Annotated in this window: 14 protein-coding genes and 1 pseudogene; 4 read left to right on the forward strand and 11 right to left on the reverse strand. The window is 63.1% G+C overall.

What is annotated here, in order from left to right:
• Positions 1-77: 77 nt before the first annotated feature.
• Genes rseP through pyrH form a run of 6 tightly spaced genes read right to left on the reverse strand, consistent with a single transcriptional unit; the run spans position 78 to position 5,259 of the window.
• Complete coding sequence (gene rseP / locus ACODSN_RS11340) at positions 78-1,211, reverse strand: RIP metalloprotease RseP (protein ID WP_489055459.1); 1,134 nt, start codon at positions 1,209-1,211, stop codon at positions 78-80.
• On the reverse strand, positions 1,208-2,371 hold the full coding sequence (locus ACODSN_RS11345; RefSeq protein ID WP_489055461.1) for a 1-deoxy-D-xylulose-5-phosphate reductoisomerase: 1,164 nt from the start codon (positions 2,369-2,371) through the stop codon (positions 1,208-1,210). Before ACODSN_RS11345 ends, rseP begins: the two co-directional genes overlap by 4 nt.
• A complete protein-coding gene (locus ACODSN_RS11350) occupies positions 2,368-3,144 on the reverse strand; it encodes a phosphatidate cytidylyltransferase (protein WP_489055463.1) in 777 nt (258 codons plus the stop codon). The genes ACODSN_RS11345 and ACODSN_RS11350 overlap by 4 nt, the downstream gene beginning before the upstream one ends.
• A 3-nt stretch (positions 3,145-3,147) precedes the next feature.
• Entirely contained in the window at positions 3,148-3,927 is a 780-nt protein-coding gene (uppS, locus tag ACODSN_RS11355) for a polyprenyl diphosphate synthase (protein ID WP_489055464.1), read from the reverse strand.
• A gap of 46 nt (positions 3,928-3,973) precedes the next feature.
• Positions 3,974-4,531, reverse strand: a complete 558-nt coding sequence (frr, locus tag ACODSN_RS11360; protein WP_489055466.1) for a ribosome recycling factor — start codon at positions 4,529-4,531, stop codon at positions 3,974-3,976.
• Between the two features lie 2 nt (positions 4,532-4,533).
• Positions 4,534-5,259, reverse strand: a complete 726-nt coding sequence (gene pyrH / locus ACODSN_RS11365) for a UMP kinase (RefSeq protein ID WP_489055467.1) — start codon at positions 5,257-5,259, stop codon at positions 4,534-4,536.
• 306 nt (positions 5,260-5,565) lie between these two features.
• On the opposite strand from pyrH, the gene ACODSN_RS11370 reads away from it, so the two are divergent.
• Positions 5,566-5,964, forward strand: coding sequence for a nuclear transport factor 2 family protein (locus ACODSN_RS11370; protein WP_489055469.1), 399 nt, complete (start codon positions 5,566-5,568; stop codon positions 5,962-5,964).
• A 121-nt stretch (positions 5,965-6,085) separates the two neighbouring features.
• Here the strand turns inward: ACODSN_RS11370 and ACODSN_RS11375 are convergent, their stop codons facing one another.
• From ACODSN_RS11375 to rpsB, 3 genes are all read right to left on the reverse strand, one after another.
• On the reverse strand, positions 6,086-8,104 hold the full coding sequence (locus ACODSN_RS11375; protein WP_489055471.1) for an alpha/beta hydrolase family protein: 2,019 nt from the start codon (positions 8,102-8,104) through the stop codon (positions 6,086-6,088).
• A gap of 230 nt (positions 8,105-8,334) precedes the next feature.
• Positions 8,335-9,279 carry a translation elongation factor Ts gene (tsf, locus tag ACODSN_RS11380; protein WP_489055472.1) on the reverse strand — a complete coding sequence of 315 codons (945 nt, stop codon included), beginning with the start codon at positions 9,277-9,279 and terminating at the stop codon, positions 8,335-8,337.
• Positions 9,280-9,378: 99 nt separating this feature from the next.
• The gene (gene rpsB, locus ACODSN_RS11385) at positions 9,379-10,137 is read right to left on the reverse strand and encodes a 30S ribosomal protein S2 (RefSeq protein WP_489055474.1); all 759 of its coding nucleotides are present in this window, start codon (positions 10,135-10,137) and stop codon (positions 9,379-9,381) included.
• 229 nt (positions 10,138-10,366) lie between these two features.
• On the opposite strand from rpsB, the gene ACODSN_RS11390 reads away from it, so the two are divergent.
• Complete coding sequence (locus ACODSN_RS11390) at positions 10,367-10,618, forward strand: hypothetical protein (RefSeq protein WP_489055475.1); 252 nt, start codon at positions 10,367-10,369, stop codon at positions 10,616-10,618.
• Between the two features lie 2 nt (positions 10,619-10,620).
• Here ACODSN_RS11390 and ACODSN_RS11395 read toward each other — a convergent pair whose 3' ends face one another.
• Entirely contained in the window at positions 10,621-11,352 is a 732-nt protein-coding gene (locus tag ACODSN_RS11395; RefSeq protein ID WP_489055490.1) for a CDP-alcohol phosphatidyltransferase family protein, read from the reverse strand.
• Between the two features lie 115 nt (positions 11,353-11,467).
• A complete protein-coding gene (locus tag ACODSN_RS11400) occupies positions 11,468-12,202 on the reverse strand; it encodes a phosphatidylserine decarboxylase (RefSeq protein WP_489055477.1) in 735 nt (244 codons plus the stop codon).
• Between the two features lie 169 nt (positions 12,203-12,371).
• Here ACODSN_RS11400 and ACODSN_RS11405 point away from each other — a divergent pair, with 169 nt between their 5' ends.
• Together ACODSN_RS11405 and ACODSN_RS11410 are read left to right on the forward strand one after the other, a co-directional pair.
• Positions 12,372-13,592, forward strand: a complete 1,221-nt coding sequence (locus ACODSN_RS11405; protein ID WP_489055479.1) for an NADP-dependent isocitrate dehydrogenase — start codon at positions 12,372-12,374, stop codon at positions 13,590-13,592.
• 118 nt (positions 13,593-13,710) lie between these two features.
• Positions 13,711-14,847, forward strand: a pseudogene (locus ACODSN_RS11410) (GNAT family N-acetyltransferase); the annotation flags it as partial.
• Positions 14,848-14,902: the final 55 nt, after the last annotated feature.

Below are 14,902 nucleotides of genomic sequence, written 5' to 3' on the forward strand. Positions count from 1 at the left end.
TGTCACCCGCTATACCCTTACAAAAAAGTCATGCGCTTAAAGACGCCGCTAAATCGCGCCTCCCTGCCCGATGCGGCTCAGCCAATCAAGCCGGACAGACGAGTCCACAGCCCGAAAGACGACAAATCGTTGAACGTCACCAGGATCATCATCGCCAGCAAGGCCGCAAGGCCCGATTTATAGGCCCATTCCTGCACCCGTTCGCTCACCGGCCTGCGCGCTATCGCCTCCACCCCGTAAAATAGCAGATGCCCGCCATCCAGCATGGGAATTGGCAACAGGTTGATGAACCCCAAATTAATCGAGATAAGCGCCATGAAGAAGACGAAGCTCTCAATGCCGAGCGTCGCCGCTTGTCCCGAAACCTCCGCGATCTTGAGCGGCCCGCCCAGTTCCTTGACCGATCGCCCGCCGCCCAGAATCTGGCCCATCGTTTCGACCATGGTGCGCACGATCTCGCCCGTCCGCTGAATGGCGACGACGGGCGCGCGCCACAGGCTGACCGGCTCGATCACCCGCTCGCCCGGTGCGATCCCCAGGCGGCCGACGCGGAAGTCATGGCCGAACCCGTCGCCTTCCTGAACGCTGCCGATATGCCCCTGTCGCGCGAACCGCTTGCCCTCGCGCTCGATCACCAGTTCGACCGGCTCGCCAGGGCGAATTTGTGCGTAGAGGCGGATATCGTCGAACGTCGCCATCTCACGGCCATTGAGCGACACGATCCGGTCGCCTGCCCGAATGCCGGCGGCCGCCGCCGCACTGCCCGCCTGGACCTGCCCGGCGATGGCCGGCGTGCGGCTCTCGCCATGGACGAAGGCGAAGGTGGCGAGGATCGCAATCGCGAACAGAAAATTGATAGCCGGGCCAGCCGCCACGATCGCCGCCCGCTGCCACAATGGTTTGGCGGGGAAGCTTTGCGCCCGGTCCTCCGCCGACATCAGCAGCCAGGCCGGATCGGCCATGCTCGCGGCGTTCATGTCGCCTTTGAACCGGACATAGCCGCCCAGCGGAAAGGCCGCCAGCCGCCAGCGCGTGCCGCGTTTATCGACCCAGGCGGCGATTTCCGGGCCGAAGCCGATCGAGAACGCCTCCGCCTTCACCCCGCACCAGCGTCCGACGAGATAATGACCCAGTTCGTGCACGAAAACGAGCGGCCCAATGACCGCCACGAAGGCGATAACCGTCAGCAGGAAACCGGGGCTATGGATCAAACCGTCAATCTTTCCATTATCTGGCCCGCTATCGCGCGCGCCTCTGCATCCGCGGCCAATATGTCGTCCAGCCGCTGCGGCTCAGCCGCGCTATAGCGGTTCAGAACATCCTCCACAATCGTGGCAATATCAAGGAAGCCGATGCGGCCGCGCAGGAAAGCGGCGACCGCGACCTCGTTGGCGGCGTTGAGGATGGCGGGCGTCGTGCCGCCAGCCTCCGCCGCCGCCCGCGCCAGACGCAGCGCGGGGAACCGCACCTCGTCGGGCGCCTCGAAATCCAGCCGGCCGATACGGGCCAGATCGAGCGGCTGGCACGGCGTTGCGATCCGGCGCGGCCACGCAAGTGCATGAGCGATCGGAATGCGCATGTCGGGCGAACCGAGCTGCGCGAGCGTCGATCGATCACGATATTCGACCATAGAATGAATGACGGATTGCGGATGGACGAGGATTTCGATCCGGTCGAGGCCGACGGGAAACAGATGCGCCGCCTCGATCAGTTCCAGCCCCTTGTTCATCATCGTCGCGCTATCGACGCTGATCTTCGCGCCCATCGACCAGTTGGGATGAGCGACTGCCTGCGCCGGGGTGATGTCGCGCATCTCGTCGCGCGAGCGGGTGCGGAACGGCCCGCCGCTCGCGGTCAGGGTAATCTTTGCGACGTCTTCGATGCGGCTTCCGGCAAGGCACTGGAATATTGCATTATGTTCGCTATCCACCGGCAGCAACGTCGCACCCGAAGCCGTCGCCGCGTCCATCATCAGCGCCCCCGCCGACACCAGTGACTCCTTGTTTGCGAGCGCCACGGTTCCGCCCGCTGCAAGCGCGGCGATGGTAGGGCGAAGGCCAGCGCACCCGACGATGGCGGCCATCGTCCAGTCGGCGTCCATACGCGCGGCTTCGACCAGCGCATCCTCGCCCGCCGCGACCTCGATCCCCGTTCCTGCCAGCGCATCGCGCAGTGCCCCATGGCGCGCCGGGTCGCCGATCACCGCGATTTGCGCGCCATGATCGCGCGCGGCGCGGGCAAGGCCATCGACATCGCCATGCGCGGTAAGGGCGACCACCTGATAGGCTTCCGGGTCACGGCCTACGAGGTCCAGCGTCGATGTGCCGACTGACCCGGTCGCACCAAAGATCGAAATGCGACGGCGGGTCATGCGGGCAGCAGCAAAAGATAGAGCAGCGCCGCGAGCGGTGCGGCGGCGATCACGCCGTCCAGCCGATCCATCACGCCGCCATGCCCCGGAAGCAACGATCCGCTATCCTTCACCCCAGCCCGCCGCTTCATCGTGCTTTCCAGCAGATCGCCCAGTTGCGCCGCGACCGCCAATAATCCGCTCGCCGCCGCAAGCTGGATCGGCAGTCCCGCGAAGCGATGCAGCAGAAATCCCGTCACCAGCGCCGCCAGCACGCCGCCAGCCAGCCCGGACCAGGTTTTGGAGGGGCTGATGCGCGGCGCGAGCTTGGGACCGCCGATCGCGCGCCCGGCAAAGTAGGCGCCGATATCGGTCGCCCACACCAGCGCCAGCGCCCAGAAAGCGAGCAGCAGGCCGAAGCGCCCCGGTTCCTGCCCGCGCAGGAACAGCAGCGCCATCACCGGCACGCAGATATACAGGATGCCGAGCGCCAGCTTGAGCGAGCGCCCCGTCAGGATCACGAAGAAAAACGCCGCCATCATCAGCCCGAAGGCGAGCCAGGACATCCCCGCCGCGACCGGGCACAGGATCGCCAGCGGCACGGACACCGCGAACATCGCCATCTTGCGGGTCTGGGGGTTTGCGCCGGTCAGATCGCCCCATTCGCCTTGCATCAGCACGCCCGCGATCACCAGCAGCAGCCAGAAAAAGAAGCCCCCGGCAAACAGCGCCCCCAGCGCGACCGCGATCAGCGCCAGTCCTACGATGCTGCGGGTGCGGAGTTCGCTCGCCATCGCTTACAGGCCGCCGAAGCGACGGTCCCGAAGCCTGAAGGCGTCGAGCGCCTCCACCAGGGCATCGCGATTGAAATCCGGCCAGAGCCTGTCGGTAAAATAAAGCTCGGCATAGGCCGCCTGCCACAGCATAAAATTGCTTAGCCGCACTTCGCCCGAAGTCCGAATGAGCAGGTCGAGCGGCGGCAGGGCGGCGGTGTCGAGCGCTCCGTCGACCTGCGCCACGCCAATATCGTCCGCGGCGATCTCGCCAGCGGCCACTTGCCGCGCCAGCTTCTGCGCCATGCGCACGATCTCGTCCTGCGCCCCATAATTGAGCGCGATCGCGATGATCGGACCACTATTGCCTGCGGTGCGCGCCACCGCATCGTCGATCATCTTCACCAGCGAGGGTTCGAGCGCGCGGTGATTGCCGACGATGCGCAATCGCACGCCGTTAGCGTGCATTTCATCCAGGTCGGACTGGATGAAATGCCGCAATAGTCCCATCAGATCAGCGATTTCGCTGGCGGGACGCTTCCAGTTCTCGGACGAAAACGCATAAAGCGTCAGGCATTCGAGTCCGAGTTCCTGCGCAGCGCGGGCGACCCGGCGCACGGCCTCCACGCCGGCGCGATGCCCGGCGATACGGGGCAGAAAGCGCTTCTTCGCCCACCGGCCATTGCCGTCCATGATGATGGCGACATGCCGAGGGCCGACGCCACCCATGGGCGAATCATCGATCTGACGCAATTCGGGCGGGGACGGGTCGCTGGGCAGGCCGGGCTGGATCTGGCTGGCCATCAGGAGGAGCAGGCGGGCGCTTCGGTCATGGCGGACGATCCCGGCCTTACTGGCCGAGAATCTCCTTTTCCTTCGACTGGGTCAGTGCGTCGATGTCGGCGATGATGGCGTCGGTCAGCTTCTGGACCTCCGCCTCCTTGCGCTTGCGCTCGTCCTCGCTGATCTCGCCCTTCTTTTCGTCGGTCTTGAGATGATCCATGCCGTCGCGGCGCACATTGCGCACGGCGACACGCGCGCCTTCGGCATATTTGCTGGCGAGCTTGGCCAGTTCCTTACGGCGATCTTCGGTGAGGTCGGGGATCGGCAGGCGCAGCGTCTGGCCGTCCATGATCGGATTGAGGCCGAGGCCCGCCGAGCGGATCGCCTTGTCCACCGGGCCGACATTGGTCTTGTCCCACACCTGAACCGACAACATGCGCGGTTCGGGCGCGGCAACCGTCGCGACCTGATTGAGCGGCATGGGAGAACCATAAACCGTCACCATCACCGGATCGAGCAACTGCACATTCGCGCGGCCGGTGCGAAGCCCCGTCAGGTCGCCCCGCAGCGCTTCGATCGCGCCCGCCATGCGGCGTTCCAGATCGGACTTGTCGTAAACGGCCATTTTCAGCTCCCCTGATTTTGTACGATCGTCGCGACGCCCTGCCCGGCCAGCACTGTCGCCAGATTGCCGGTTTCACGGATGTTGAACACGACGATAGGAATATGATTTTCGCGGCAGAGTGCAATGGCACTCGCATCCATGACTTTTAGGTTATCGTTCAGCACCCGGTCAAAGCTGATCTCGTCATAACGGACCGCGTCGGCCACCTGCTTGGGATCGGCATTATAGACGCCATCGACGCTGGTGCCCTTGAACAGCGCGTGGCAGTTCATCTCGGCGGCGCGGAGCGCGGCGGTGGTGTCGGTGGTGAAGAAGGGATTGCCGGTGCCCGCCGCGAAGATAACGATCCGGCCCTTTTCCATATGCCGCACCGCCTTGCGCCGGATATAGGGTTCGCACACCGATGCCATCGGGATCGCCGACTGTACACGCGTGTCGCAGCCGATCTTTTCGAGCGCATTCTGTACCGCGAGCGCGTTCATCACGGTCGCGAGCATGCCCATATAGTCGGCGCTCGTGCGGTCGAACCCCTTGGCCGCGCCAGCGAGGCCACGGAAGATATTGCCGCCGCCGACGACCACGCACAGCTCAAAGCCAGCCTCCTTGGCGGCCGCGATCTCGCCCGCGACGCGATCCACCGTTTCCGGATCGATGCCGAACTGGCCCGGCCCCATCAACACCTCACCGGAAAGTTTCAGCAGGATTCGCTTGAAGGCTGGCCGGGTCATGTGGGGCAAAATCATCCTGGGGTCGGTGCGGGAGAAGCGGCCGGGACATTAGGCGGGCAATGGCGGAATGCCAAGGGGGCGATTACGGGAAAGACGAGGCTGATTCCGCCTCGAAACCGCACATCTTCCCGCATCGCCCGCCACAGCCCGTCGATCCTGGCATCCCGCGCGTGATTATGTTCGGAATCGCTTTCGGCCTCGTCGGTTGTATACAGCTAGCGAGACCCAGCGGCAGATTCATGATTGTGCACAAGCTGTTTGGGCCATCAGCGACAGAGCATACTCATGTCGAAATAGGAGAAGCCGATGTCGAACACACACATGAATGTTGCCCAAGCCAAGGCCTTTCTGGAAGCGATGAGCAAAAGTGACGTGAGCAGCGTCAAAGCTCTCGCAGCGGACGGGTTCGACTATTGGGTTGCGGGGCGCTCATCGCTCGCCGGCTCCCGCAACCTGGCCGAACTCGCATCGGCCATGCCCGCGTTCGGCTCGGTCTTCCCGCAAGGTCTGCGCATGACCGTAACGGGTACGACCGCCGAGCTTCAGCGGGTCGCGGCGGAAGTCGTGAGCCACGGCATTACGGTCGATGGCAAGACTTATGGGAATGGCTATCATTTTCTGTTCGAGTTCGATCATGACGGCAAGATCACGAAGGTCCGCGAATATATGGACACCGCGCATGTCGCCGATATCTTCGGGCAGTAAGACATCGCGATCCTGCGAGTCAGTAAGGCCCTCGCAGTCTCCTTTTCGGTAAGGCCGTCGTTTTCGGCTCCCTAGGATCAATCCGGGATCGAGACTAACCGAGATGCCGGCCTGTATCCGGTCAGGGCGCTGATGCGTGACCGGATTGTGCTGACGCGGACGTAGTCGCGGCGACCGGCGCCGGATCGGACGGGCCATCGGGCGGATTATATTTCTCGATGAACGCCACGGCGGATTGCAGCATGGAAAGCCGGGTCGCGCCTTTGGACAGCCAATGGTCCTCGCCGGGCAGAGTGACGAACTCCACTGCCTTGCCCGCGCGGCGCAGCGCTGCGGCCATGTCCTTGCTCTGATCGTACAGCACCACCGTATCATCCTTGCCATGGATGAGGAGAATGGGCGCCGTCACCTTTTCGATGAAGCGGATGGGTGAAATCGCGGCCAAATCGCGATGTGCGCCGATCTGCTGTTCCAGACCACGCCGCATGGTCGGATCGCTGCCGCTTTCCCTGAGGTCCGTCGTCGCCATCCGGGCAACGTCGCCTATGCCGCTGACGGAGACCGCGCAGCGATAGAGGCCCTGTTGCAAAGTGACGCCCGCCAGCGCCGCATAGCCCCCGAAACTCGCTCCCATGATGCAGGCCCGCCTGGGATCGGCGATGCCGTCACGGACGAGATGCGCGAGGCCATCGGACATATCGGTCTGCATCTTGCGGCCCCACTCGCCATACCCGGCGCGCTCGAATGCCGGGCCATAGCCGGTCGATCCCCGGAAATTGGGCTGGAGTACCGCATAACCGCGCGCGGCAAAGGCCTGCGCCCACCAGTCAAAGCCCAGCGAGTCATGCGACGCCGGCCCGCCATGGGGAAAGATAATGACGGGGAGGTTCTTCGCCTCGCGGCCGGGAGGCAGGGTGAGAATGCCGGGGATTTCGGTGCCGTCGCCCGCCTTGTACCGGATGATCTTCACCGGCCCCACCTCCGCTGCCGGGACGAGGTAGGACTGGCCGAGTGGCGAAGCCCGGCCGGTCTTGATATCGACCAGCCACCAGCTTTGCGGATCGTCACCGCCCTCGGTTTTGACGATCAGCGCATCGAACGCGTCGTTCCAGTCGATCAGCGTGACGGCGAGGCCGGGGAAGGCCTTAAGCGTGGCGTTGACTACCTTCTGTTGATGAGCGTCGAGGAAACGATAAGCGGGCATGTCGCCAGTCAGGGCATAGCCGATGAACCGGCGGCTGCGTCGGTCGATATAGGCCTGTTCGACCCCGACATCGGTCAATATCTCCTTGGCCTCACCGCCGGCTAGCGGCAATTCGAACCAATGAACCTCGCCATCGTCATCGTCGGACTGACTGTATATCAGGGTGTCGCCCCCATTGCCCAATGCAACGAGATCGGCGCCGGCCAGCTTGCTGATGCCCGATGCGATTTTTTCTCCTGCACCGTTGCGGATGGCCCAGCTTCCGCTCTTGGATATATAGTCGAGTCGCGCGGATACCGTGCCGTCCGGCCCCAGCGCCCAACTGCGATAGATGCCCTCTTCAGAACGCGCGCCGATCTTGCGCGGCGCACCCGATTCCAGATCGACTTCGTAAAGCACTGGCTTGGTGCTCGTCAGGATAGGTTCGCCGGCCCCGTCTTTTTCGAGCGTGATTCCCCCGAAATAGCCATACCATTTCCCGCCGCGCTGGATCGTTCCGTAAAAGCCGCGCACGCCGCCGGTAATGTCCTTGCTCTTCTGGAACACAGTCCAGATCTTTTTCCCGTCGATCGACGCGATCACGGCAGAGTAAAGTTCCGCCTGTTCGGCGGTGAAGCCGACGCCGAGGCCGACCGTATCGGATTTATAGATCATGACCTGGCTTTCGCCGATCCAGTAAACGCCACGGATTTTCACATCGCCCAAGGGCATGACGAACAGCGGCTTGTCGGCCTTGTCGATCACAACCAGCCGCCGCTCGCCAGCCATGATGCCGATCAACGCGATCCTGTCGCCGGAAGGAGAAAGCACCGCCTGTTCGAGGCCCGGCAGCTGACCGTAAACCGAGAGCGACGGCGCCGCGCGAGCGACCATCATCTGGCCCGCGCCCACCATTATTGCCGCCAACATCGCGACAGCCGCCAGAAAACGCCTCATGCCATCCCCCCAGATATAGCGGACAGCTTAAAGTGACGGATGGCCATGTAAATATGGCGCTCGTTTCCAAGCCAGAAAATAATGCGGGGGGTCAGGACCGTCGACAGCCCATAACGAAAAAGGGGAGCGTCATGGTGACGCTCCCCTTTTTCATTTCGAACCGTTGCGCGGAAAATACACCGCTGAGCGGCCCGTCGCCCTGATCCTCCCCGCAAACGGGAAGGGCCGGATCACACGCCAGCGGCAGCCGCGACTTCGGCGGCGAAGTCGCTGACTTCCTTCTCGATGCCTTCGCCGAGCTGGAAGCGCACATAGTTTTTGAGCGTGATCGACTTGCCCGCATCCTTTGCGGCCTTGGCGACGACATCCGCGATCGGGGTCTTGTTGTCCATCACGAACAGCTGGCTGAGCAGCGCCTGTTCCTTGGCGAATTTGGCGACCGAACCGTCAAGCCGCTTGGCGAGAATCTCGGCCGGAATCTGCTTGCCCGTCTTGGCCGCTTCCTCGGTCGCCTTTTCGGCGGCGATAGCGCGCTCACGCTCCAGCAGGGCGGGATCGATGTCGTCGGCCGACAGCGCCAGCGGGAAAGCGGCGGCGATATGCATCGCGATCTGCTTGCCAAGCGGCTCCAGCACGTCGGCGGGCGCATCGCCCTCCAGCGCGACCAGCACGCCGATCTTGCCCAGACCCGGCGCGGCGGCGTTGTGGACATAGGAGACGACGACGCCTTCTGTCACTTCCACCTGGCCGACGCGGCGCAGATTCTGGTTCTCGCCGATCAGCGCGATGTTGGCGACCAGCTTTTCAGCGACGGTGCCGCCAGCGGGATAGGCCTGCGACGACAGCGCTTCGGCGTCGGCCGCGCCGCTGGCGAGCGCGATCTGCGCGACCGAGCGGACGAAATCCTGAAACTGGTCGTTCTTGGCGACGAAATCGGTCTCGCTGTTCACTTCGACGGCGACACCCTTCGTGCCGGCGACGGCGACGCCGACGAGGCCCTCGGCAGCGGTGCGGCTCGACTTCTTCTGTGCGGCGGCAAGGCCCTTGGCACGCAGCCAGTCGGTTGCCGCTTCGATGTCGCCATTGGCTTCGGTCAGCGCCTTCTTGCAATCCATCATGCCCGCGCCCGAACGGTCGCGCAGTTCCTTGACGGCGGCAGCGGTAATCTCGGCCATGTTAAAGCCTCCTACTATGAAATTGGTAAAATATGCAGGAGGGCGCGCATCCGAAGAGCGCGCCCTGACCTGTCATTATTGCAGTTGCGCGACGGCGGTTCAGGCCTGCGCAACGACCTCTTCGACTGCCGGCTCGTCGAGCGCGCCGATGTCGATGCCCGAAGCCTGCTGCGCACCACGGTTGCCCTTGGTGGCGGCGGCGGCGATGGCGTCGCAATAGAGGCGGATCGCGCGGCTGGCGTCGTCATTCGCCGGAACCGGGAAAGCGATGCCGTCGGGCGAGACGTTCGAATCGAGGATCGCGACGACCGGGATACCGAGCGTATTGGCTTCCTTGATCGCCAGTTCTTCCTTGTTCGCGTCGATCACGAACATGATGTCGGGAATGCCGTTCATGTCGCGAATACCGCCAAGCGACGCTTCCAGCTTCTCGCGCTCGCGAGTCATCTGGAGCACTTCCTTCTTGGTGAAGCCGTGGGTGTCGCCAGACAGCTTTTCCTCAAGGGTCTTGAGACGCTTGATCGAACCCGAAATGGTCTTCCAGTTGGTGAGCATGCCGCCCAGCCAGCGATGGTTGACGAAATGCTGGCCCGAGCGACGCGCGGCTTCCGCGATGGGGTCCTGCGCCTGGCGCTTGGTGCCAACGAACAGCACCTTGCCGCCGCTGGCGACGCTGGCCGACACGAAGTCGAGCGCACGCGCGAAAAGCGGGACAGTCTGGCTGAGGTCGAGAATGTGAATGCCGTTGCGCTCGCCGAAGATGTACGGCTTCATGCGCGGGTTCCAGCGGTGGGTCTGGTGGCCGAAATGGGCGCCAGCCTCGATCAATTGATGCATCGTGACGACAGGTGCCGCCATTGTCTTTCTCCTTCCGGTTGCTGCCTCTGGGAATCAGGAACCGGGAAAGCATCTGAAAGACGCCGCCGGCACCGGATATGGTGATTCCCATGTGGAATGGGCGCGCATTAACGGGCCGGAAAGGCAAATGCAAGGGCTTGACGCGCCTCACACCGGAACATATAGTGAACAAATGGAACGAATACGGTTAATGGCCGTTGCAACATCCATACTGGGCCAAGCCGTGTAAATGGCAAGACAGAAAGTGGGCACTATGTTCGCCGTCATCGCAGCAATCACATTTTCCGCAGCCTTCCTCCTCGCGACCGGGACGATTGCCTGGATGTTCGCGCTCTATCACGAGAAAATGGCGGCTGCCCTGTTGTTCCGTCCCATGCCCGATACGCCGCCCGTCTATCATGTCCGCGTCAACCGGCCCCGCGCGATGCGGCAGGCCGTTCGCGGGTCCAGCTTTGCACGTTCGGATATTCTGGCCGCCTGACCTCAGGCGGGCGGCGGCGCGATCGTCGCCGCCTGACGCCGGACCCGCGCATAGGCGACCATGCCGAACGGCATCAGCGCCAGATAGACAGCGCAGATCAGCAGCAATGTCAGCCACGGATCGGTAATCAGCAGCGCCGCCAGCAGACCCGCCAGTGCAATCGCCTCCAGCCTTATACGCTTGCGCAGCCGCAACGCGGACCAGGTGTAGGTCGCAACGCTGGAGATCATCAGAAAGGCGATGAACGCCGTCCAGGGCGCGACCACATACCAGGCGCGGAAGATCGGCTCGCCAGTCACCAGCCACAGATAGATCGGCACAAAGGTAAGGCCCGCACCAGCGGGAGCTGGAACGCCGGTCAGGAAACCGGCGGATTTATGCGGCTGAATGTCCGCATCGATATTGGCGTTGAACCGCGCGAGGCGCAGCGCGCAGGACAGCGCATGGGCCAGCGCGAAAATCCAGCCGAATTTCGGCATGGCCTGAAGCGACCAGAGGTAGAGGATCAGGGCCGGCGCCACGCCGAATGCGATCGAATCGGACAGGGAATCCAGTTCCGCGCCAAACCGGCTTTCGCCCCGTAGCAATCGGGCGATGCGGCCATCCAGCCCGTCCAGCACGCCCGCGATGAGAATCGACAGGACCGCTCGCTCCCATTCGCCCGATATACCGTATCGCACCCCGGTCAGCCCGAAACACATCGCCATCGCCGTGACGGCATTGGGCGCAACCATGCGCAGGGTGATGCCCCGACGCAGGCCGCGCGGGATGGGACGGCGCTGGCGGGTCATGCTTCCTCCGCCTCGCCCAAGGCCAATCCTGCCGCACCCGATTGCACCCGAACGCTTGTCACTGCTGAATTCCCGCGATCACGCGCCGGTCGCCGATCTGGCCCAGAATGGTTTCCCCCGCCACCGTCCGCTGGCCCAGAATGACGCGCGGCGCGGTGCCGGCGGGCAGATAGACGTCGACGCGGCTGCCGAAGCGGATGAGGCCGATGCGCTGGCCAGCGGCGACCATATCGCCGGGCTTCACAAACGGCACGATGCGCCGCGCCACCAGCCCGGCAATCTGCGTGAAGCCGATCCGCACCCCGTCATGGCGCTCCACCAATATATGCTGGCGCTCATTATCCTCGCTCGCCTTGTCGAGATCGGCATTGAGGAACTTGCCCGAAATATAGACGACCGCCTTGATCGTGCCGCCAATCGGCGTGCGGTTGATGTGCACGTCGAACACGCTCATGAAGATCGACACGCGGATCATCGGCGCATCCCCCAGGCCATCGATGCCCGCCATCTCGCGCGGCGGCGGCACTCGCTGGATCAGCGTGACGAGGCCGTCTGCGGGCGCGATGATCGCATTGTCATCCTGCGGCACCGCGCGAACCGGATCGCGGAAGAAGGTCAGCACCCAGCCGGTGACGATCAGCATCAGCCAGCCAATCACGCTCCACCCGAGCAGGAAGAAGACGCCGGTGATCGCCGCGGCGATCAGGCCGAATTTGACGCCTTCGGGATGCACCGCCGGGAAGCGCCATTTGACATTGCCGCCGGCAGCGATCGTGATCTCGTTATTTTCCATGCCACCGTCTTTAGGGAGAGAGAGTTGCCCTGACAACGACCGATGCCGTCCGCGGGTCCGGCGCGCGCATCGCGGAACCAGATATTCCGCTCTGGATGGTTGAACATTGGCGGCGCTTTGCCTAGGGCAAGCCCATATTTAACCCAAGCGAAGAAAGCGAAGCAGGCGCATGGCGAAGATCAAGGTCAAAAACCCGATCGTGGAGATCGACGGCGACGAGATGACGCGGATCATCTGGCAGTGGATCCGCGAGCGCCTGATCCTTCCCTATCTCGACGTCGACCTGAAATATTATGATCTGTCGGTCGAAAATCGCGACGCGACCGAGGACCAGGTGACGGTCGATTGCGCCAACGCGATCAAGCAATATGGCGTCGGCGTGAAGTGCGCCACCATCACCCCCGACGAAGCGCGGGTCGAGGAATTCGGCCTGAAAAAAATGTGGAAGTCGCCCAACGGCACGATCCGCAACATTCTGGGCGGCGTCGTGTTCCGCGAACCGATCGTCATCAAGAACGTGCCCCGCCTCGTCCCCGGTTGGACCGACCCAATCGTCATCGGCCGCCATGCGTTCGGCGATCAGTATAAGGCGACCGATTTCAAGATTCCCGGCGCCGGCAAGCTGACCATGAAATGGACCGGCACGAACGGCGAAGAGCTGGAATATGAAGTGTTCGACTTCCCGGCCGCCGGTGTCGCCATGGGCATGTACAATCTGGACGAATCGATCCGCGATTTCGCCAAGGCGAGCTTCAACTACGGCCTCAACCGTGGCTGGCCGGTGTATCTGTCGACCAAGAACACCATCCTCAAAGCCTATGACGGCCGCTTCAAGGATCTGTTCCAGGAAGTGTTCGACGCGGACTTCGCCGACAAGTTCAAGGCGGCCGGCATCGTTTACGAACATCGCCTGATCGACGACATGGTCGCCTCCGCGCTCAAGTGGAACGGCAATTTCGTGTGGGCATGCAAAAATTATGACGGCGACGTCCAGTCGGACACCGTGGCGCAGGGCTTCGGCTCGCTCGGCCTGATGACGTCCGTGCTGCTGTCGCCCGACGGCAAGACGGTGGAAGCCGAAGCGGCGCACGGCACCGTCACCCGCCACTATCGCATGCACCAGCAAGGCAAGGCGACATCGACCAATCCGGTCGCGTCGATCTTCGCCTGGACCCAGGGCCTCGTTTATCGCGGCCAGTTCGACGGCACGCCCGAAGTTACGGCCTTTGCCGAAACGCTGGAGCGCGTCTGCGTCGAAACCGTGGAGAGTGGCGCGATGACCAAGGATCTGGCGCTGCTGATCGGTCCCGATCAGGCATGGATGACGACGGAGCAGTTCTTCGAACAGATCCGCGTCAACCTGGAAGCGGAAATGTCCAAGGCGGCGTAAGGAACGTGGAACCGATGGGGTTGCCCATGGTTTCAATACGCTAACGGAATGAGGGCGGCGCCGGTATCCGGCGGCGCCCTTTTTCGTTCCCGCTCCTTCTCCCGCCGAACGGACTCCCATGACCACCACTGCGAAAAAGCGCCTAGAAGTCCGCGCCGCCGTGCCATCGGACGTGCGGGCCATCCTGCGCCTGATCGCGCGGGTCTATCCCGGCTTGCCCAATTATTCGCCCGCCACCGTGCGCGGTCAGATCAACAATTTCCCCGATGGCTGCTTCGTCGCGCTCTACGATAACAAGGTCGTGGGCTATTGCGCCACGATGCGGGTCAGCCGGGGCATGGCCTTCGCCTATCATGACTGGGAGGAAATCACCGCCAACGGCTTCGGCACGCGCCACAGCGCGGCGGGTGAATGGCTCTACGGCTATGAGATGGCGGTCGATCCCAAGCTGCGCGGCCTGCGCATCGGCCAGCGCCTCTATGACGAGCGCAAGGAACTGGCCGAACAGCTCGACCTGCACGGCATCGTCATCGCCGGCCGCATGCCCGGCTATCTGCGCGCCAAGCGCAAGGTCGAAGGGCCAAAGGATTATCTCGACCGCGTCGTAACCGGCAAAATCCGCGATCAGGTCGTCAGCTTCCAGCTCAAAAACCAGTTCGAACCGCTCGGCGTGCTCGAAAACTACCTGCCCGAAGACAAGCAGTCGGACGGCCACGCCGCCCATCTCGTCTGGCGCAATCCCTATGTCAATCCCGACGAAGCGCCGGAAATGCGCGTGCCACGCGGGGTCGAAAGCGTTCGCCTCGCCACATGTCAGTTGCAGGCGCGCGCGGTCGCGGATTTCGACGCCTTCATCCGTAACATCGAATATTTCGTTGATGTCGCGGCCGATTATCGATCAGACTTCATCGTCTTTCCCGAATTGTTCACCCTGCCCCTGCTGTCCTTCGAGACGAAGAAGCTGACGCCGATCGAGGCGATCGACCGGCTGACCGGCTACACCCCGCGCCTGACCAAAGAGCTGACGCGGATGGCGCTCGAATATAATATCAACATCATTGGCGGCTCGCACCCGACGCGGGCGGAGGATGGTGACATCCAGAATATCGCCTATGTCGCGCTGCGCGACGGATCGGTGCATACACAGGAAAAGATCCATCCGACCCCCAACGAAGCCTTTTGGTGGAACATCAAGGGCGGCGATTCGCTCGACGTGATCCAGACCGATTGCGGCCCGATCGGCATCCTCATTTGCTAGGGTCAGGACCCATTGATTTGAGAGGCGCGATCTGATTCAGGCTCTGTAAGGA

This window comes from Sphingobium sp. FG11 (assembly GCF_057809915.1).